Origin of the sequence: Gracilibacillus xinjiangensis (assembly GCF_042651765.1) — a bacterium.
Taxonomy (GTDB): domain Bacteria; phylum Bacillota; class Bacilli; order Bacillales; family Amphibacillaceae; genus Gracilibacillus; species Gracilibacillus xinjiangensis.
Genome location: NZ_JBHSDT010000002.1, coordinates 232932 through 254252 on the forward strand (window position 1 = coordinate 232932; position 21321 = coordinate 254252).

The following is a 21321-nucleotide window of genomic DNA, read 5'->3' on the forward strand; positions in this document are numbered from 1 at the left end:
ATGAGCAATAACAATGGAGCGATACAAAAAGATGACAGTAAATTAATGGATGATCTTTTGGCAAATCCTTTTGGAGATAATTACCTTACAAGTGATACACAATCGGGAGAAACAACGGATAAAAAGCTGATTGATGTGCTGCCAGAAGAAGACCAAGATAGGGCGCGAACACTTGCAACGCAAATTGATCCGAAGAATCACCAAGCGATTATTTCCTATGGTACACAGGCACAGTCCAAGTTATTATCCTTTTCGCATACGATGCTTGACCATGTCCAGAAAAAAGATGTTGGAGAAGTTGGTCAAGTTATTAGTGACTTAATGAAGAAATTTGGGGAAATGAATCCAGACGATTTGAAGCCAGAAAAACAAAGTGCTCTCAAACGATTATTTGGAAATCTGTCCAGTTCAGTGCAGGAGACCCTATCAAGATATCAAAAAGTTGGTGCCCAAATTGACCGCATCACGGCGAAACTGGAGCGAAATAAAGATGGCCTGCTATCAGATATTGGTATGCTGGAAAAATTATATGAACACAATAAGGAATATTTTCAAGGGTTGAATGTTTTTATTGCAGCCGGTGAACTCAAACTGGAAGAACTGCACGAAAAAGAGATCCCTGCTCTAAGAAAAGCTGCCGAATCTACGAATGACCAAATGAAATATCAAGAAGTGAATGATATGATTCAATTTGCAGATCGTTTGGAAAAACGTCTCCATGATTTGAAACTAAGCCGACAAATCACTATTCAAAGTGCACCGCAAATAAGATTAATCCAAAATACCAACCAGGTGCTGGTAGAAAAGATTCAATCATCTATTTTAACAGCCATTTCTTTATGGAAAAATCAAATTGCCATAGCTCTAACGATGTTCAGACAGCAGTATGCCGTAGAGGCTCAAAAGCAGGTTGCCAAAACAACCAATGACCTTCTGCTGAAAAATGCGGAAATGTTAAAAACCAATACGATTGAGACAGCAAAACTTAATGAACAGGGTCTTGTCGATATTGAGACATTAAAGAAAACACAGGAGAATTTAGTTTCTACACTTGAAGAAGTACTCAAAATACAGGACGATGGGCGAAGAAAACGCCTGGAAGCGGAACAGGAAATCAGTTCGATGGAGAATGAGTTGAAGCAGAAGCTGCTCCATATAAAGTAAGTTTATCATCAGCAGGAGTAATTCCTGCTGATGTTTTTTTAAAAAAGTTAGAGCCGATTTATTATTGAATATAGTGACAGGTCCGATTATGGAAAATTTATAAGCTGCCAACTGGATTTTGGGCCTTATATCGATAGCTTCATAACGTGTGAAGCCTATCATACTAATTGATTTTTCCGTCACCGGGTACAGTCGATATTCGCACTGATGGGAATTTTACCCTCTTAAATTTCCGTAATGACCGGATTAATGTCCGTTTCAACCGGATTAATAGAGATAACGACCGAAAAACACTCACTAACGACCGGAATATGACAACTTACGACCGGATTAATAGGAATAATAACCGGATTGAATTCCAGATAATACGTTTGTCGTTTATCAAAAGCTGTGTTCCCTAACTTAATGATAAATACATTAAAAATATGCTAGAATCCTTATTTTTCTTACGATAGATAACTCTTCTGAAAGAATTAGTTGACATTAATCCACATTTATGAGATTATAGTAAGGTTAACAAATTGAAGTAACCTATAAGTGTAGCTGGCATTCTACGTAAAGTTTTTTGAAGATGCTTATTCACACTGGCGCGACTAAGGGGTCGCAAGGACGTAAGAGCAGGTAGGGCTTACGTTGCTTAAGTTAGAAAATACCCAGTGGAACATGTACCGCGGTAAAGCGAAATTCCATTAATGAAATTTCCCACCCGAAATTATCGGGATTATAAAAATAATAATCAATCTTATGTGTTACTTTATAACTCAAAGGGGTACTCTTATAGTAAGAGTACCCCTTTTCCAATACATATAAATGAAGAAAGAAGGTCTTTTAACATGAATAATCAAATAGGTACAATACAAACACTGGAGGTACTGCGGAAAATTGATACTGGTTATGTTTTAGAAAACGACATACTCCTTCACCATAATGAAACAGATTCAGAACTGGAAGCTGAGCAATCTGTTGATGTTTTCATTTATCAGGATAAGAAAGACCAAACTGTTGCAACGACACAGTTACCAGCAATTCAAATTGATACATATGGCTGGGCAGAAGTGGTGGAAGTCTTACCACACTTAGGTGTATTTGTTAACATCGGAACATCAAAAGAAATCCTCGTCTCGAAAGATGATCTGCCTTTGTTCGAAAGCGTATGGCCAATGATTGGCGATGAACTTTATGTTTCATTAGGAAAGGATCGGAAAGGCCGCCTCCTCGCACTCCCTGCAACAGAAATAGTCTTTGAAAGACAATTATTCGAAGCAGCACCTGATGGTTTATTAAACACAGTCATTAGTGGTCGCATCTATCGTACAGACAGAGAAGGTTCTGCATGTATTACAGAAGAGGGCTATCGCGGATTTATCCATCACACCGAGCGAAAAGAAGAACCGCGTTTAGGCGAACTAGTGGAAGGTCGCGTAATTGAAGTGAAACAAGATGGCACATTAAATATATCACTTAGACCATTAAAACAACACAGTATGGGTGAAGATGCTGAAATGATATTGGCACAATTAGAGGAAAATAATGGTGTTATTCCTTTTTCCGACAAAAGTGACCCAGAAGATATCCGCGGCACATTTAACATAAGTAAAGCAGCATTCAAACGTGCACTTGGTAAATTAATGAAAGAAAGAAAAATTGAACAACGTGACGGGAAGACTTACTTAATTTCTAAGTAACAAGATTATACTTATTTCCGGTTAGAGGTCACGAGATCAATTACTTATGTATTTTTAGGAAAAGGTAGCTGATATAGAAAAAGCTACCTTTTCTATGGTACACAGGGTTTTAGCCTTAATTCAATAATTCTGCAAAAAAAGTAATGCGCCCGTTTATAAATTAGGAATTTGACATTGGCTTTAAAGTTCCACTCCCTGAATATAAAGATTCCCCAAAGCCGTAAGTTATTCACTTTTGCAACACTATCAGTCAGCATAAACCCATCAAACTAGCCGAATTCCACCAATATACAAAGAGTAAGAGAAATTTTCGTTTCAAGATTGCTAGTCATTTCTGATAAATCGATCATTTTTTGTTCGCGGGTGGACTCCTCCAATACATACAACGTTTCCAGCAATACACTTTTAGTGTCTCTAAAGCTTTATTCGACCAATACTACCCAAATACCTCTTCCAAAAAAAAATCCACCCTATAAGGCAGATCCTCAAACTAAATAGATTAATTTTTCTCATATACCCGTTCGCCTGCTGTAGTCATCCATTCATATTGACGAAGCTTTATTTCAAACAGGCTAATTGGATTAAAATACAGCTCAGGTTTCTCACGCATTTCACTAAGTACAGTTGTATTTGCTTCCATCTCATCGTAAGTTTCTGTTAAGGTTTCACTTAACACTTTATACGAATCGGCAAAGAACATGTTAATATCCCGTTCCAGTGATTTTTCAAATATTTCAAATGGCTGGAGAAATTCATCAATAATGATCTGGGTTGTTTTACTGTAGTCTTTCCCCTCAACAAATTGCTTATATTTGTGATGAATTGCTTCTTTGTTTTTTGCTAATGCACCGACAAGCTTTCCAGCACTTTTCCATAAAAATGGAGAAATGCTATAGTGCGTGATGAAAGCTGCATTTGTCAACTGGATATTCTTCCTTGTCATGCGGGTTATGTCCCGATGCCAATCATTCAACACCTGACTGTCACATTCGAAATATATCTTCTCTTCACCGAATAAATGATTAAAGCTCTCACTCATCTCCCTTAGGTATGTCCGGCTTTCATCCAGTTCCCTTCCACTATCCGCAATCCATTCCAGCAGTTCTTTATATAAATCTGGTAAAACCGCTTCTTCTATATAATGATTAATCCGCATATTTATTGCAGCATTGAGCTCAGTATGAATGGTTCCAAGATCACTGTCTTCCTTAATCACTTCAGCACTTTGCTGTATCAATTCCGGAAGCTTTTTCGTCAAGTCCTCTCGCCACTTCTGTATAATCGTTTGATAAGATTTTTTAATTCCCAGCACCGAGTTCTCTTCTATGTCCCCTAATTGATTTTGTGCACCTTTCAATTTGGTGACTTTCTCTTCATTCCATTCGATATTATTCATTAAAGATATTTCTATTTCTTCACGCTTACCATGCAGAAATTCTAGCGACTTTTTAACATAATACAGAATCTTAGTCGTACGCTCTTCTTCCAGGATATGCCCCTTCTTAATCGAGCTTATAAAAGCGGAAAACTCGCCGATTTGATAGTTTCTATCTTCATTCATGGAAAAAATAAACGTTTTTGCATCTGGAAAATAGGCATGTATTCTTGAAATGATCTTCTCCGACCGTTCCATTGCTTCCTGTCTGTCAGTATTTTGATCCATCTCACATAATAGAAAATGCATAGGAAGGTCAGGTGCCTGATCCTTAACTCTAATTGCCTGATCCAGTTCGTTGCCTGTTAGGTTGGAGTCTGCATTCAAAATAAACATGATGCTATCTGCTAAATTTAAGTAATGCTTACCTTTACCTCTGAAGATATCATGATCTGTAGTCCCCGGAGCATCGATCAAGCTAAGCTGATTATCATGTAAAAAAGATATAGGCATCTTACAAGCAATCAATGTTTGTTCATCTTGTAGTGCTTCTGTAAAATCATTATGTTCCGCTATGCTTATTTCCTCATCAGTCGTAATAGCAAGAATGTTCGTATTATCTGCATCTTGGTAAAGGACTGCCGCATTAGCAGCATCGCCAGAGAGCTCGTCATTGAGTAACATGTTCATAAATGATGACTTACCACTTATCTCCGTGCCTGTAAGCATTAAATGATATTGATTTACATCGGTTAATTCGTCAACGATCCATTGATAACGTTTATCCAATAGCAACCCTTCATTTTCTGCCCATTTGATGATGGAGGTGAAAAGCTCCATCCCATCTTTTAAACCATCCGGACAACGAGCAGACTCGCTTAACAGACTTTTCGCTTGATTTATAGTAGATTCCTCCATATTTGATGGATAAATCTCACACCACGCTAGTACAGCAGATGAAGCTATGGCTGCATCTGAAGCTGTCGATATTTTCATCCAACTAATTAAATGATTTGGAATTAAATAAGAAAATTCTTTTATCAAATAATTGCCACTGACTAATTCAAAGTATGTTCTCTTATACTGATTGGAAAGTTTGCCCCAAACATAGGAATGTCCAGGCTCAGTGCTCAACAGAATATTGCTGATCTCTTCCAGCCAAGTGAAATAATAACCACTTTGTTTATAACTCTTCCAAAGTGCGGTTGTTAAACATTCGAATCGGTTCTTATCCTTGAGATACAAGGCCATTAAAACTTCACTAAAATAGCTTGGATTCCTATCTGCCGTATGCCCTTGGTCTGCATATCCTTCTAAAACGCCGAACCATGCTAACGATTCTGTCCGCTTGGCCTCATTAACTGCAAGTTCTACAGCATTAGCCCATTCTTGCTGTTCTTCAAAGTACAATCGTGCCATATTGGTTACTTCAGGGTAGTCTGGGTTTGTATCAACTGCCTGCTTAATAGATACAACTGCCTTTTCGTGATTGCCGAGCTTTATGTAGAGGGAGAATAGCTTCAGAAGCACTTCGGTTTTTAATGTCTCCGAATCGGTTTCAACCGCATTATAGTAGTCCTCCGCAATCGCAAGCAAATTCATTTTTACATGGGCATCAGCTATATTCTTCTGTGCCCATGGCTTTAATTCATTATCAACATTTTCCCATTTGAAAATTGCCGCCTCATAATCTTTATTGAGAAAATATACCTCTGCCTGCGCAAAGCGGATATACGACAGCTCAGGCAATTCTTTTTGGTGCTCATCTATAAATAACTCACTTAATAGCTTGATTGGCTCCACATTAAGGATACCCTCAGTATATGTATGATAATAGGATTTACTAATTAACCGTTCTTCCATTTTTATCTTTCCCTCCCTATTACCTGATTTAAATATATTATTAAATAAAATATAAACTATGCACCTACATTTTAACAAACATAAACTAATATAATGTTTCATTCTTTTATCAATTTAGATACAGTTTTGTGTCAGGTTGAGGGTGGAGAATAAGGAAATGGTCGAATAATTTTTGTTATGGTTTACCTCAGCCATTTTTTTCTGACACTATATTACCAGGTTATTTTGCAATTCTTTCCTTTATTAACGTACTGGTTAACAACGGAACAAAAAAACCTGTCCCTCAAGCTAAAAGCAAAGGATACAGGCTTTTAAATATGGTTAAAAAAAATGACGAGAGAGGGAATTGTTGGCTGAGTAATTGCTGTTCAACATACACACTTTGTCACAGTGATATTTCTTCAGCTTTGGTTTTAGATAAAACGACGAAAATTGTAACAAGCAATATACCTAACATTGTTAAACTTACTGTTAACGGTACTGGCAATATTCCGATCAATGACAAGAATATCAGGATAGCTATCGCTACAATATTGGCCCAAATTCTGAAGTATGTATTCATTGATTGTCTTTTTTTCCATGAACATTTCATTACTATGACCTCCTATTATTATAAAAAAATATATACCCTGAGTGTTCGGCAGTTAAACGTAAACATTTGTAATGATTAGGAAGAGCCAAGATCTATTTAACTTTACAATAGCGTTTCACAGCCATATCGAGCTTGAAGGAATACGCGCTCTGTACTATTGATTTAATAATTTACTATATCAAATTATGATATACCTCTAGACAACTATATCATATTGTGATATATTAACGTTACCAGATATATCACAATATGATACATCACATAATGATATAGGAGGCGATTGCTTGAAAACAGATCATCAACTAACCGATTCAATGTTTTATATTATGGCAGCATTGACGAAACCCAGACATGGTTACGCCATCATGAACCTGATTGAAGAGCGAACGAATGGTGTAATCACAATAGGTCCTGCTTCCATGTATACAATCATCAAGAAACTGTTAAAACAAGAATGGATTTATCTTTATGATGGATCTGAGCCAAGGAGGAAGACCTATCTGCTTACTGAGAAAGGTAAAGAAGTATTGAAAGCAGATGTACAGCTTAGAAGACTGATGATTAATCTAGCGGAAACGGGATTGAAGGAGGTGGAAGAATGAGTAAGCAAAAGTATGTGATGTCAGGCGGGTTAGCTTTTTCCGAGAATAAGGATATGGAGAAATTACACAGATTATCCTTGGAAGGCTGGCATGTCAGCGATTTCAGTTTCATGGGATATACGCTTGAAAAGGGAGAAAGCAGTGATTATATCTACAGTATCGATTATCGTTCATTAGAAGAGGACGAAGCGGAAGAGTATTTTGATTTTTTTCAATCTTCTGGATGGACACATATTACATCAGAGGGGAATATACACTTATTTCGTGCATTACCTGGTACAAAGCCGATTCATAGTGATCAGGAGACAGTGGCTGAAAAGCATGATAATTCAGGAAAACCGATTAAATGGTTTGCCATTTCACTGAGCTTTATCACTTTACTGCTATTGCTTGGCATATTCACAAGCACAGGCGATTTACAAAACACACTTACGATAATCACAATAATTCTCAGCGTAATTGCGATACCAACTACTTGGACTGTAATGGCAATATACAAAAATAAATGGAAGGCAGAAGGAAAAAAAGGCTTAGCCATACTTATGAAAGTTCTACCAGTACTACTTCTTATCCTGATTATTTTGGTCATTGTAGATGACCATAACAGTTTAGTTCGTTACTTAATAAGCATGCTGATCGGTGGCATTGCAGTTCCAGCAGCTATTTGGGGCGTTATGTCCCTTTACTATAAATGGAAATCTTAGTAACAGAGGAAATATAAAAAGGGGGGAATAAAAATGGAAGCTTTTTTAAAAGTAGACCATCTTAAGAAATCATTTAAAGATACACAAATCCTTAAAGGCATTTCATTTGAAGTGAATAAGGGGGAAATTATGGCGATTCTTGGACCGAATGGGGCTGGGAAATCAACCACTATCCGTAACATTATGGGGATTATGTACCCAGATGAGGGAAACATCACCTTCCAGGGGAGGAAGCAAATCCCGCGCAACAAGGTTGGTTATTTACCAGAAGAACGAGGGCTTTATAAAAATGTAAAAATAATGGATATCCTTCTTTATTTTGCAGAGTTAAAGGATTATCCATTAAAAAAGGCGAGAGAACGGGCACTTGCTTATCTGAAAAAATTCGGATTAGAAGGAAAGGAAAAGACTTCTGTCGAGGAGTTGTCAAAAGGAATGGGGCAGAAGGTACAGTTTATTGCCTCGATTATACATGAGCCAGAGTTTTTAATTCTGGATGAACCTTTCTCCGGATTAGATCCAGTCAGCCAGGAGTTGTTTAAACAAGTAATAAGAGACTTAGCAGCAAATGGGACGGCGATTCTATTATCCTCTCATCAAATGAATCTAGTAGAAGAAATGTGTGATCGCTTGTTTCTCATACATCGCGGGCAAAAGGTGATTTATGGGAAAATGGATGATGTGAAAAAAGAATATGCTAATTTCAAATGTACCATAAAAGGGAAAAATAAACTGGAAGATTTGGAAGGTTTACCTGACGTGCAACGGATGGAACAGCGGGATGATACTACTATTTTGTATTTAACAAAGGATATCCAGGTTACTTCCTGGCTGAAAAATTTACCAGATCAAATTGAAGTAAAAGAATTATCCATCGACCGTATTTCCCTGCACGAAATATTTATAGATATTGCGACAGATAAGAATTTGTTAAAAGAGGGGGCAGAGACAAATGCGTAATGCGTTAAAGGTTGCAAAGTGGGAAATAAAAAGAAATTTAAAAAATAAATCGTTCATGATTGGATTATTTTTAACACCCATATTATTTATCGGAATTATGCTGATTGGGAGTCTTTTTGATGGTTCAGAAGCGGAAGCATCAGCAACACGGGTGTTTGTTAATGATCAGCTTGGTGTGCTCGATACACTGAAAGAAACTGCCGCTGCCTCTGAATTAAATATAGAGTTAGAATCTACCGAAGAGGGTACAGAGACAATGGCAGAGGAAATTACAGAAATGGAAAATACAGCTTATGTCATGATGGACGATTCTTCTTTAGAAAGCGGTGTTTTTTCAGTCTATACGAGTGATGAGATAAATCCTTATTTTATGAATCAAATGCAGGCATTAACTACTCCTTTAAAAACACTACAACTAAAGCAATTAGGTCTGTCAGATGAAGAATTAGTCACTGTCTCTACAGGAATGGTATTCGAAGGAGCAACTGTGGATGAAGAACAGCAAGGAACTTTTGAAAATGAAGATTCGTTGAAGCAAATCGTACCCGGTGCGTTTGGCGGGATTATCTTTTTATCCATTGTATTCTCAGGGATGTACATATTCCAAAGTGCTTCTCAGGAAAAGAAAGATAAGGTTGCAGAAATCATTTTATCTTCTCTTACACCAGGTGAATTGATGCAAGGGAAAATCATCGGTTACTTCGGACTCGGCATCGTACAGATGATTGTATTTCTTGGATTCGGAATTCCTTATGCCCTCTGGAAGCTCGATTTTCCATTATTCGTATATCTGCTGGTTCCGGAGGTTTTGTTATATTTAGCCATCGCTATATTGGGTTATCTTCTGTTTGCGGCTCTTTTTGTCGGGGTTGGGGCGACGATGGCGGATATGTCTTCAGCAGGTAACTTCCAAGGGATGGTCATGATGCTCCCTTTCCTGCCATTTATCTTTATTGGCCCTGTACTGAGTGAGCCTAGCGGTCTCATTGCCCAAATCGGATCCTATATTCCTTTTACAGCACCGGGAGTATTATTATTAAGACTATCTATGCTAGATAACTGGCCGTGGATTGAAATTATCATTTCACTCATTATTTTACTGTTAAGCATCTGGTTCTTCATGAAGCTTGCTGGCAAGATTTTCAAAACAGGAATATTAATGTACGGTAAAAATGCTACACCACAGGAAATATGGAAGTGGATTCGAGCATAATATAAAAAATTGGAAAAGCTATTGATAATATCCCTCGGTTTAAAAGACCAGGCAGAAACTCAATTGGGGTTAAAATAACTTATATCTAAGCGCGCAAATCTATTGTGCGCTTTTGATTTGTATTTGTCAGATGAACAAAAAACGTCTCCCACAATGTGAGAGACGTTGATACTTCGGTATAACTTTGATTACCAGATTAACTTACTAACGAAAGAATAAGATTGATCATCCTTCATTCTCAAACATAGATTAATAACTTCTGTGATAAGCGAAAAATCCATAAGCTATAGTTGTGAGAGGCGGTTTAAATGCTACGGGGTGAGCTTTTCATTCACGAGATGGTATTGATAGGCGCTCTGAATGCCATGGGGTGAGCTTTTCATTTACGAGATGGCATTGATAAACGCTCTAAATGCCACGGGCCTTGCTTTTCATTCATGAGATGGCATTGAGAGGCGGTTTAAATGCTACGGGGTGAGCTTTTCATTCACGAGATGGCATTGATAAGCGTTCTAAATGCCATGGGCCTTGCTTTTCTTTCACGAGATGGTATTGATAGGCGCTCTAAATGCCATGGGGTGAGCTTTTCATTCACGAGATGGCATTGATAGGCGCTCTAAATGCCAAGCGCTATGCTTTTCTTTCACGAGATGGTATTGGCTCTTCCCTCCCATTATCTATCAGCCATTCATCATTACGAAACATCCTTATTAATTCCATCACCTTCTTACTTTCTAAAACCCCCGTTCTTCTAGCCACCCGGATAACCTCTTCTCACGAGAAAATTCTTTTTCTTCATCTCCGTCATATTTCTCTAATCTCAGTTCATCATGAATTTTTCCATCCATTAGGAAAACGACTCTGTCTGCCCTTGCTGCCACTTTAGCATCATGGGTAACAATAATGACAGCTGTACCTTCTGCATTTACTTTGTTGATGATATTCATTACATCCTTTGTAGTACTGCTGTTTAGTGCTCCTGTTGGTTCATCTGCAAATAAAATATTCGGCTGATTAATAAGTGCCCGACAGATTCCTGCACGTTGCAATTGGCCACCTGAAACCTTCTTAATATCATGATCCGCCACACTCAAAATTCCAGTCCTTATCATGAGGGTATCGGCACGTTGATTTATCTTATCTCTAGACACACTGCCAGATTTAAATCCTGGAAGAACGATATTATCCCGGATTGATAAGTTTTTTAGAAGATGAGAGTGCTGAAAAATAAATCCCATCTCCTTTAGTCTTATTTCACTCATTTTTTTATCATCCAGCTTAGAAATTTCTTTCCCACCAAACAAAACATTCCCTGATGTCGGTCTGTCCATTCCGCTTATATTATAAAGTAAAGTGGATTTCCCAGATCCTGACTGCCCCATTATTGCGATAAACTCGCCCTCGGCAACCTTAAAATTTATATCAGTTAGCACCTGTGTACCTTCAAACCTTTTACCTAAATTCTTTACATTTAATATAGTTTTCAAGTTGTACACCTCTTCGTTTTCTAATCATTAATAACGGAAATGATAGTTTTTCATTTTTCTCATAACCATCCATGTTACAAAAAGTATTAGCATCATTAAAAGCATTGGACAGATAATATATTCGATTACGGGGTTGCTAATAAGTTCAACCTTCTTAATCCCGAGTCCTGAAACACTTAATGCACTGTTAATAAGTCTCTCACCCAAGACATTAGAAAAGAAGATTCCAACCAAAATACCGGTTGCGGAAATACTGCCTATTTTCACTAAGTATTGTTGATTTATATCAAGTTCAGAGAAACCGATCGCTTTTAGTGCTGCGATTTCCGATAAATCCTTTGCCAGACGCAATTTCAGAAACATCACCGTAATAAGGATTGCTAAAAATACCCCAATAATGGCACTCGCTAATACAATTGTCTTCAGCTGCTTTACAACTCCGCCCAAGGTTTGGTTAATGAATTCCTCCATCGGATTTACTGATACCCCTGTCCCAAGAATTTCAGACCATTCCTCCGCGCTTTTACCCACATCAACATGATCCTGAAGATTTACTGAAAAGGTGTACTTTTCGGTAGTAAGTCCAGAAAAATTGTGCTGTGCCTTTGCTGTATATCCGCCGCTTGTAACATCCTGATAAATTCCGGAAACAACAAACTCCTGCGCTTTATCATTAAAGTAAAGCATGATTTTATCACCAGTACCTTTTCCGGTTTTTTCGGCGTTAAGATAAGAAAGAGCAATTTCATTTCCCTTTACGGGAGCTTTTCCACTAAGATACTGCAGCTCCGCCCCTGAGTTAATCCCATTGTCTATATGAAGATTTACCCGTTCCTTTTCACCACCAGCGGCTTGTACGCGTATTCTACGATATTCGTAATAGTTTTCGACTGTCTCATCATTTTCTAATACTTTTTTCACATTTTCATAGTTGGTTGCAAGCTTTTCTCCGTTTTCCACTTCAATTAAAATATCCTCTTGAGAACTTCCCATATAGGTAATAAATTCAGGTGCCTCAAAGGTAGTCATCAGATTAACAGGAATCAGTATCATCAGAACAGCAATTAATACAACAACACATACAATGATCCAGCTTTTAAACTGAAAGAAAACTTCTCGTATTCCCATAAGCCAGTTAACAGGAAGTTTCTTTGATTTATATAGCCCGTTGCTTATACCTTTTCTATCTTTTTCAAATCCTTTGCCCCGGACTAAAGCGTCAACAACATTTATCTTTTTTATTTTCTTTAATAGCCTTTTACAATAATAGATAATAAGGAGATACACGAGCAAGCCGCCAATCAGTGATAGAAAAATTGTCAAAGGGGCCATCCCAGTATTACCAAATGTTGCAGTTATATGCTTTGTAAGCACATTGCTAATTAGCAATGCTAGAATATACCCTCCCATTACACTTGCCATCGCTAATGCCCTGTATTTATATAGATATAAGTCTCTAATTTCAGTAAAAGGAAGTCCAATGGCTTTCATTGTACCAATTTCATTGATTTCCTCTTCCAAAGTAGCCATCATGGTATACTTGACACAAATAAAAGAAACAATGATTAAAAGCAGACTTACCAGAAGCAAAACGAATACAGTAATGATATCTGTTAAAGCACTTAGAAGAAAAATAATCGTGTAGGTTATTGTCTGACCATTCTGAGGAAGAGCTGCATTTTCATAAGCTGTTTGAAGATTCGAGGCCTCACTTGATTCGGTTAAATACGCTTCTATCAAATATTCATTCTCTCCAACCTGTCCTTCGAGCATGTCAAAGTCTTCATCATTTAACAAAATTCTCGTTGAAGAAGCCATCGTAGAATTCATCATGGAATCCAAAATGAACTCTCTTATTACAAATTCCTTAGTAACACCATCGCTGGTCAACCTAATATGATCACCAATCTCTATCCCATACGTTTCTTTTAATAATACGGGAATACCAATTTCACCTTCTGAAAGTTTTACCTTTTCATGTTCCGAATTTAATAGTAAATCCTTAGTTTCATTCTGTTTTACCAAACTAATATCAAGCTGAGAGTTAGAGAGATTATATGATTGATTGTCACCAATAACTGTAAGTGACTCGCCATAGACAGCAATCGTTGTTTGTGTCTGCCAGTAAGTCACATCTTCGTAGGATGACATAAATCCATCTATTTCTTCCTGATTGATTACTCCTTTGTGCATTTGAAGGAAATGAGGGGGCTGTGCTGTCTTATATAAATTGGATATGGATGTAAATGTTTGTGTTGCCATCATAATGGACGAGATTGCAAGAACTGCCGATAAAATCATAAATAAAAACAATGCAATATTAATCACTTTATTCCTTTTTAAATCATTCTTAATTAGCACCCACTTCATTTGCAGTCCCCCTCATCTCTGTAATGCTTTTATTTGTACCAAAGATAAATGCCATCCCAAACATTACCATTCCAGTTATAATAAGCATGAATCCAATCCCCCGTCCTTCTCCCGTTCCAATCCACTGCCCTACACTTCCTGCAAGAATGCCGTCTTCCATCAGCATTGGTACAAATAGATAGTCAGCCAACAGACCACAAACTGCATATGCCGCTACATAGCCAACCTGTGTTAACACACTGATCATTCCCCATGCCCTGCCCTGTAATTCATTGGGTATCCTTTTTCGGATTAACACGTCTGCACAGGTATTAATAAATGGCAATGCTGTGAAAAACAAAAAGCAGAAAACTACGATTAGCCAAATATTTGTGGTCGTACCTGTCATTGCCATAAATACACCTGCTGCCATTAAAGAAACGGTAAGAACTTTCGGGAAATTGTTTTTAATATTGAATATACCAATAATGACACTGCCAACTAGCATTCCGACAGCACTAACAGACTCCATAAATCCAAGAGTTTTCGCATCAGCAAAAGCTAGAATCATTGGTGCCATCAGCGTTTGGATAAAAGCAACAAAAAAACACATGAATGCCATTAGTATTACCAAGCTGCTGACCCCTTTATTAGCTGTTATACTCCTCATTCCTTCCTTAAATTCTCTAAAAAAGTTAAATTTATCTGTACGTTTCTTAACAGTCTGAATATTTTTTCGTACATATGCTACTACCAAAACAGTTATAAAAACTGTTGCCATATCTAAGAGTAAAATAATTCTGATATCCGCAAAAGAAAGAATGATTCCCGCTATAAAAGGTGAGATTAAATATCTGGATGCACCAGAAATCTGAATCATGCCGTTTGCTTTTGCATATTGTTCTTCAGAAAGGAGATCTGTTACAGTAGCCTTGTAAGCAGGACCAAGTAACGATACAAAAATAGAACTAACCGTAACGCCCAAGAGTACTGGCAGGATTCCTGTATTACCTGCCTGAATACTAAAAAATATTACAAGAAGACCTATCACTGATAATGAATCACCACAAATCATCATCAGCCTTCTGTCATAACGATCAGCAAGAATCCCTCCAACAGGACTTAGAAGAATTGTCGGAAGATATGCTAAAAGTGTAGCAATAGATACCCATGTCGCACTTCCCGTACTCTGATAAACATATACCGCTACAGCAAATGCAGTCATTCCGCTGCCAATGCTAGAAACAAGATTACCTGTCCATATCATCATAAAATCTTTCATCCTGGTCCCCTATCCTATCGATATTTTTTCAACTTCTTCATTTTCCACCTAACCCCAGTTTTGATTAAACAACTCCAAGAATGTATCTTCCGGCACATCAAGCATTTTCTCCAACAACGAAATTAATGCAACTAGAATTCTTTGCTGGGAATCTGCGTCGACGTCAAATATACCTTCATCTGTTAACGATAAAGATGATGCCAGAAAAATTTGCATATATTCTAACGGATATTTACAATACCAAACTTTCTTTTCCATTCCTTCTTCAATGACCTTGACCAAAATAGGTGCCATACCTGTAACAATCTCCTTCAAGGTTTGCTGATGTAATAAAGCATTCTCAGGCTTATGCATCTCATCAAGTACATCCTTGCCCACTTCATTATTTATCCTCATCGACAGAAATAGGTGCATCAGTTTTTCTTCAGGAGTAAGGGCATCTCTCTTTAATACTTCTTCACATCTGCTGATTATAAGTTCTGAATATCTTGAAACCACTGCATCTAACACTTCTTTTTTCGATTTAAAATAATAATAAAAAGTACCTTTTGCAATTTGTACCTCTTTCAATATTTCATTAACTGTACACTTCTCATATCCTTTCGTATGAAATAATCTTTCAGCCGTATCAAGAATTTCATTTCTTCTTTCATCGTAATCTTTACTAATTCTCATAAAAAAGCTCCTATCCGCCTTATTAGACCGACCGTCAGTCTATAAATAGTTTACATCTCCATTTTCTTCCTGTCAATATATTTTTATTAAAAGCCCATTCTATTAATTTATCTATCCCGTCCCCCACCTGATCTCCCATCTGTTAAATTGTTTAGCAATTCCCCATTAAAACATTTTGATCGATTTGAAAAGGATCTACCGAATAGAGCAGATCCAGTGCATTTGGCATTGAGGGGTGTTTTAAATGCCATGAGCTGGTCATTTTTTCCTTGGTTTGGCATTGAGCGGCGCTTTGAATGCCATGAGCTGGTCATCTTTTTCATGATTTGGCATTGAGTGGTGTTTTGAATGCCATGAGCTGGTCATCTTTTTCATGATTTGGCATTGAGTGGTGTTTTGAATGCCATGAGCTGGTCATTATTTTCATGATTTGGCATTGAGTGGTGCTTTAAATGCCATGAGCAGGTCATTCTTTTCTTAATTTGGCATTGAGTGGTGTTTTGAATGCCATGAGCTGGTCATTTTTTTCATGGTTTGGCATTGAGTGGTGTTTTGAATGCCATGAGCTGGTCATTTTTTTCATGATTTGGCATTGCGTGGCGCTTTAAATGCCATGAGCTGGTCATTTTTTTCATGATTTGGCATTGAGTGGTGCTTTAAATGCCATGAGCAGGTCACCGATTTTACTTAATGTACCTAGAGGGACATCTAATTTAAATTCATTCGTTCCTGCAGCAATTGTAACTAGATCATAAAGAGAATAGTCAACTGTTTTTCCTGTTGTAGTTGTTCCATCTCCATTGACTGTTCTATTTGCCATTGTCTGCCGCTAACACCTTTATCCAACACCTCATTAAAACCTAATTTATCTTGAATTAAAGGCTGATACCCATTTGCTGAAGTTATACTGTCTACTAAGGTTACCCAATTTTTATCCTTCCACTCGCTATCGATCGCCATTTTTCCCTGTCACTCCATTTCTAGTAAATTATTATCGTGAATTTTTGCAGCTTTTTCAAAAAATAGTTTTCTATCTATCTTATTTTTCTTCATTGTGACTTCATTATCAATTATCACAATTTTTCACTTGTGTTCTAAGCTTATATTTACGTAAAATAGTCTTAAGCATAGATTCACAAAGTGTTAAAAGATTAAGGGTGTGAAGTATTTGAATTATGTAGCTATAGACTTCGAAACTGCGAATAAAGAGCGATTTAGTCCTTGTGCAGTGGGAGTGGTCGTTTTTAATAAAGAGGAAATTCTTGAAGAGTATTACACGCTAATAAATCCAAACATGGAGTTTGATCCATATAACTCCATGATTCATGGCATTACAGAAGCAAATGTTTGGGAAGCACCTACTTTTTCTGAGATCTGGGATGAATTGAGCAATTATTTAACCTGTCATGTTAGTCTAGCTCATAATGCTAGTTTCGATATGAGTGTGTTGAGGCATACTTTAGATCATTTTGACATCATAACGCCAAAGATAGACTACTTATGCACACTTATTATCTCAAAAATAGTATGGCCAGGATTATATAATTATAAATTGAACACAATCGCTGAATTGAAAAACATAACATTCAGCCACCACAATGCCTTAGAGGATGCTAGAGTAGCAGCCAGGATCTTTCAACATGCACTGATCGAAAGTGATGTCGATAAAGCAGACGAGCTAATCCAAATGCACAAATTAATTCCCGGTAAACTATTTGACGGTGGTTACATTGCTGCTAAATCTTCGAGAAAGTCTCTCAGAAAATATAGTAGAGTAAATCAACTAAATGGATAAAGTAAGATTATTGTCACCATGTTTATCACATTTTATAAAGGGGAAATGTTATTTATAACCCAATTCCAATAGAAAGGATGAGCACTATGTCTAAAAAAACACAGTATCAGCCTGTAGGAGGAAATGGGCATCAACCATCAGACGCTCAGGAAGTCATTTATGCTAAAGCATTTAAACAAGCTGATATTGCTGGTGGCTATCGAAAACCCAAAGTGACAGAAGCCAAAAGGGAAAATCCTAACTTAAAAAGATAGGTCTTATGAAAGCAGCTTTCATAGCTGCTTTTTTCTTTTACTTGTCACTTATGTGGGAGTATTTGAATTTCAAGTTGAAGATTGCAATTGAGTTATGCACTCCCAATAGAAAGATAGCTTCCTATCTAAGCAATGGGATTTCTCATGTCAGGCTCTCTGGAAAAGGAGTACCTCCATTCCCGCAATCTTAAACAACCATTAACCTTTTCACCTGATAATCTCGTAAGGCCATCCTAATTTATTTATAAGCATAGCCTATCCTTACCATTTGCTGGCGATACAAATTATCAACATTACTATATAGATAATAAGTGAGCTAATCGACTAACTATGTCGAAAGCTTATAATGACTATCCTGACGTTTTAAACGTATCCGTTATTCAAGTAGTTCTATAAACCGTGAAAACTGGTGGTCATGAATAACCACCAGGAGGTTATCTTTGGTGAGATGCACATCCAATTCGATTGCCTGAAATGATGCCTGATTGCTTTTTCTATTACCGTTAGGGTATTTCGAAGGGCCTCTGTCAGAGAACCCTTGTGTGTAAAATTCAGAACCAATATTCACGCTTCTTCTTTTCTCCCACCTCGATGGGAAACCATAATATTCCTGTAAAAAAGTTTATGTGAGGCATTTTAATTACACAATTGTATCATTAACTGCTTTTATCTTATTTAGGCCGATTTTCGGTATACGGTCTTTTTTCAGAAGCCCATTGACTTCCTGTTGAACATCTGTCGTCTGGGTATAGCAGTATCCATTAATATAAGGTATGGATTTTATAGCGTTTGTAATATCAAGGTATCTATGAAGAAAGTCTTCTTCACTGGCTACTTGATTACCATAGCCCCACCCTTTTCCGTCTTGGAAGGCGATACCCCCGTATTCCGAAATTATGACAGGTTGCCCATTATATTCATAGCCTTGTGCAAAGGCGTATTTTTTTTTGTCATGCGGTATCTTATTGCCTAGGATTCGATCTTTATCTCCGTATCTTTTTATGAACGCACTTCCGCTCTCTTCATAATCGTGCAGGGTTATTATGTCCGAAATGGTATGCTCCCAACCATCATTCACAATCACTGGACGGTTTGGATCAATAGATTTCGTTAAGTAGTAAATAGATTCTGTAAATGCCTGTTGCTGCTTATCAGTGAAGATATTAGGCAGTCCCCATGACTCATTAAATGGCACCCATGTAATAATAGAAGGGTGGTTATAATGCTGCTGTATGATTTCCAGCCATTCTTTGGTGAAGTTATCCACTGCTGTATCTGAAAATTCATATGTGGCTGCCATTTCCGACCACACAAGCAGCCCTTTTTTGTCACACCAATACAAGAAACGTTCATCTTCCAATTTCTGATGTTTCCTGACTCCGTTAAAACCCATTTCTATCGTTTTTTCAATATCTTCTAACATCGCTTCGTCTGAAGGAGGAGTGAGCATTGTGTCTGGCCAGTATCCTTGATCCAATAAGAGTTTTTGGTAAATCGGTCTGTTGTTGAGAAGAACTTGTCCGTCTTTAATCGAAATTTTCCGCATACCAAAATAGGAAGTCACCTCGTCTGTCAATTTTCCATCTGTTTTCATCCGGAAGGTAACCTCATACAAGTTCGGATTTTCAGGGCTCCAAGTATGGATTTTCCATTCACTCAAGTCAGTCAAAAGATCTGTTTCCATATGCATCGTCGAACGCTCAGGAGCGAAAGAAAATTGTCTTATTATTTTCCCTTTAAAGGTAATTGTCGTCTCTACTATATCATTTTCTTCCATTTTCCCCTTAAACTTATAATCGAAGGCAACCGAATTAGCATCTAGATCAGGGGTTATTTTTACATTTTCGATGCTTTTTTCCTGTAGGAACTCCAGCCATACTGTCTGCCAAATGCCAGTGGTCTGCACATACCAACAACTGAAATTTTCATCGGTCCATCGTTGCTTTCCCCTTGGCTGGATACAGCTATGACTGTCTTCTACCTTTACAACGAGTTTATTAATTTCCGTTCCCTCAACGGCGTTGGTTATATCAAACGAGAAAGCTGAGTTTCCACCAGCATGGCTACCAATATAACTGTCATTCACCCATACCTTGGTAAGATAATCCGATGCTTGAAAGCGTAAAATCACCTGTTTTTCTGTCTCTTTTTCAGGTATTTGAAATGAACGGTGATACCAGACATAAGGATGAAAGGTTTGCTCTCCAATCCCGCTCGCTTCTGTTTCATAGGTGAACGGAACCTGTATGTCCGTAGAAAAATTCGGATTCTGATACCAGTGATTTTTTTCTCCTTCATTTTGATCATCGAATGCAAATTTCCAGATACCGTTTAAATTCTGCCACGACTCTCGATAGTATTGCGGACGCGGATATTCTGTTCGCTGATAGTTTGTTTTTGTATTCAAGTATAATTTCTCCTTTATTATCCTTTTATTCCTGTAGAACTGATACCTTTTACAATTTGCTTTTCAAATATTAAAAATGCAATAATAACCGGGATGGAAGCGATAGCGTTAGCTGTCATCGGCAATACATACGCCTGAGAATATGTTGAATTAAATACAGGAATTCCAACTGGAAGCGTATATAATGATTCCGATAAGATGGAAAGAAATGGCCACAAAAAGTCGTTCCAGGAACCAATAAATGTGAGTATACCTATTGAAGCTAATGCTGGTTTTGCAAGAGGCAAAACGATTTTATAAAATATTTTAAAGTAGGAGCAGCCATCCATTATTGCACTTTCAATCACTTCTTCAGGTACTCCGTCAAAAAAACTTTTCAATATGATAACACCAAGTGGTGAAGCTACCATCGGCAGAATAAGCCCTGCATAGCTATCTAGCAAATGGAGGCTTTTTGCAATTTCATATAAGGGAATGATCGTTGCTTCCCCAGGAATCATTAATCCCAGTAAAAAAAATAGATAAATGAAATATTTGTAACGAAATTGCATCTTTGAGATAGCAAAAGCAGCCAATGATGTTAAGAACAAGGTAAGTATCGTTGTCATAACCGCTACAAAAAGACTGTTGAATAGCCAACGCAGAAGATGGCTTTCTGTAAGTAAGTCAATGTAATTTACGATTGTAAAAGGTGGTATGAACCATTCCGCTGGATTGGTCGTAGAAAACCCATTCGGTTTTATAGAAACAAATAACATCCAGATGACCGGAAATAAAAACAACACTGCTAAAATCAATCCCAGTGTTATTTTTAACCTGTGCATTGGATACCGGTTTTTATTAAACATTCCAGATTGTCTATTATAGCCTTTTGGCTTGTTTTTATTACCTACTTGCCTATTAAATTTCTCCAT

Annotated in this window: 20 protein-coding genes; 8 read left to right on the forward strand and 12 right to left on the reverse strand. The window is 37.4% G+C overall.

The annotated features are described in order from the left end of the window. Complete coding sequence (locus ACFOY7_RS02695; RefSeq protein WP_390249167.1) at positions 1-1164, forward strand: toxic anion resistance protein; 1164 nt, start codon at positions 1-3, stop codon at positions 1162-1164. 833 nt (positions 1165-1997) lie between these two features. Further along, positions 1998-2849, forward strand: a complete 852-nt coding sequence (locus ACFOY7_RS02700) for a CvfB family protein (RefSeq protein ID WP_390249169.1) — start codon at positions 1998-2000, stop codon at positions 2847-2849. A 499-nt stretch (positions 2850-3348) separates the two neighbouring features. Here ACFOY7_RS02700 and ACFOY7_RS02705 read toward each other — a convergent pair whose 3' ends face one another. Further along, a complete protein-coding gene (locus tag ACFOY7_RS02705) occupies positions 3349-6087 on the reverse strand; it encodes a tetratricopeptide repeat protein (protein ID WP_390249171.1) in 2739 nt (912 codons plus the stop codon). 385 nt (positions 6088-6472) lie between these two features. Beyond that, entirely contained in the window at positions 6473-6679 is a 207-nt protein-coding gene (locus ACFOY7_RS02710) for a hypothetical protein (protein WP_390249173.1), read from the reverse strand. A 284-nt stretch (positions 6680-6963) separates the two neighbouring features. Here ACFOY7_RS02710 and ACFOY7_RS02715 point away from each other — a divergent pair, with 284 nt between their 5' ends. The 4 genes from ACFOY7_RS02715 to ACFOY7_RS02730 are packed head-to-tail and all read left to right on the forward strand — an operon-like array spanning position 6964 to position 10158. After that, on the forward strand, positions 6964-7281 hold the full coding sequence (locus ACFOY7_RS02715) for a PadR family transcriptional regulator (RefSeq protein ID WP_390249175.1): 318 nt from the start codon (positions 6964-6966) through the stop codon (positions 7279-7281). Beyond that, positions 7278-7985, forward strand: coding sequence for a DUF2812 domain-containing protein (locus ACFOY7_RS02720; RefSeq protein WP_390249177.1), 708 nt, complete (start codon positions 7278-7280; stop codon positions 7983-7985). Before ACFOY7_RS02715 ends, ACFOY7_RS02720 begins: the two co-directional genes overlap by 4 nt. 33 nt (positions 7986-8018) lie before the next feature. Next, positions 8019-8945 (forward strand): ABC transporter ATP-binding protein, encoded by a 927-nt coding sequence (locus ACFOY7_RS02725; protein WP_390249179.1) that lies wholly within the window; start codon positions 8019-8021, stop codon positions 8943-8945. Beyond that, entirely contained in the window at positions 8938-10158 is a 1221-nt protein-coding gene (locus ACFOY7_RS02730; protein ID WP_390249180.1) for an ABC transporter permease, read from the forward strand. The genes ACFOY7_RS02725 and ACFOY7_RS02730 overlap by 8 nt, the downstream gene beginning before the upstream one ends. A gap of 630 nt (positions 10159-10788) precedes the next feature. On the opposite strand, the gene ACFOY7_RS02735 is transcribed toward ACFOY7_RS02730, so the two are convergent. The 7 genes from ACFOY7_RS02735 to ACFOY7_RS02765 form a co-directional block, all read right to left on the reverse strand. Next, the gene (locus ACFOY7_RS02735; protein ID WP_390249182.1) at positions 10789-10917 is read right to left on the reverse strand and encodes a hypothetical protein; all 129 of its coding nucleotides are present in this window, start codon (positions 10915-10917) and stop codon (positions 10789-10791) included. Continuing rightward, on the reverse strand, positions 10893-11645 hold the full coding sequence (locus ACFOY7_RS02740) for an ABC transporter ATP-binding protein (RefSeq protein WP_390249184.1): 753 nt from the start codon (positions 11643-11645) through the stop codon (positions 10893-10895). The genes ACFOY7_RS02735 and ACFOY7_RS02740 overlap by 25 nt, the downstream gene beginning before the upstream one ends. A 27-nt stretch (positions 11646-11672) precedes the next feature. After that, entirely contained in the window at positions 11673-14015 is a 2343-nt protein-coding gene (locus ACFOY7_RS02745) for an ABC transporter permease (protein WP_390249186.1), read from the reverse strand. Next, the gene (locus ACFOY7_RS02750) at positions 13996-15264 is read right to left on the reverse strand and encodes an MFS transporter (RefSeq protein ID WP_390249188.1); all 1269 of its coding nucleotides are present in this window, start codon (positions 15262-15264) and stop codon (positions 13996-13998) included. The genes ACFOY7_RS02745 and ACFOY7_RS02750 overlap by 20 nt, the downstream gene beginning before the upstream one ends. Positions 15265-15324: 60 nt before the next feature. Further along, the gene (locus ACFOY7_RS02755) at positions 15325-15951 is read right to left on the reverse strand and encodes a TetR/AcrR family transcriptional regulator (RefSeq protein WP_390249190.1); all 627 of its coding nucleotides are present in this window, start codon (positions 15949-15951) and stop codon (positions 15325-15327) included. 107 nt (positions 15952-16058) lie between these two features. Continuing rightward, complete coding sequence (locus ACFOY7_RS02760) at positions 16059-16232, reverse strand: hypothetical protein (protein ID WP_390249192.1); 174 nt, start codon at positions 16230-16232, stop codon at positions 16059-16061. 350 nt (positions 16233-16582) lie between these two features. Continuing rightward, complete coding sequence (locus ACFOY7_RS02765; protein WP_390249194.1) at positions 16583-16771, reverse strand: hypothetical protein; 189 nt, start codon at positions 16769-16771, stop codon at positions 16583-16585. A 348-nt stretch (positions 16772-17119) separates the two neighbouring features. Between ACFOY7_RS02765 and ACFOY7_RS02770 the strand changes: the two genes are divergently transcribed. Both ACFOY7_RS02770 and ACFOY7_RS02775 read left to right on the forward strand, forming a co-directional pair. Then, the gene (locus ACFOY7_RS02770; protein ID WP_390249196.1) at positions 17120-17746 is read left to right on the forward strand and encodes a 3'-5' exonuclease; all 627 of its coding nucleotides are present in this window, start codon (positions 17120-17122) and stop codon (positions 17744-17746) included. A gap of 86 nt (positions 17747-17832) precedes the next feature. Beyond that, a complete protein-coding gene (locus ACFOY7_RS02775; RefSeq protein WP_390249198.1) occupies positions 17833-18000 on the forward strand; it encodes a YfhE family protein in 168 nt (55 codons plus the stop codon). Positions 18001-18376: 376 nt separating this feature from the next. Here ACFOY7_RS02775 and ACFOY7_RS02780 read toward each other — a convergent pair whose 3' ends face one another. The 3 genes from ACFOY7_RS02780 to ACFOY7_RS02790 all read right to left on the reverse strand — a co-directional run bounded on the left by ACFOY7_RS02780 (position 18377) and on the right by ACFOY7_RS02790 (position 21321). After that, on the reverse strand, positions 18377-18568 hold the full coding sequence (locus ACFOY7_RS02780; RefSeq protein WP_390249200.1) for a glycerophosphodiester phosphodiesterase family protein: 192 nt from the start codon (positions 18566-18568) through the stop codon (positions 18377-18379). Between the two features lie 72 nt (positions 18569-18640). Next, positions 18641-20407, reverse strand: coding sequence for a glycoside hydrolase family 2 protein (locus tag ACFOY7_RS02785; RefSeq protein ID WP_390249202.1), 1767 nt, complete (start codon positions 20405-20407; stop codon positions 18641-18643). A 17-nt stretch (positions 20408-20424) separates the two neighbouring features. Continuing rightward, a complete protein-coding gene (locus tag ACFOY7_RS02790) occupies positions 20425-21321 on the reverse strand; it encodes a carbohydrate ABC transporter permease (RefSeq protein WP_390249204.1) in 897 nt (298 codons plus the stop codon).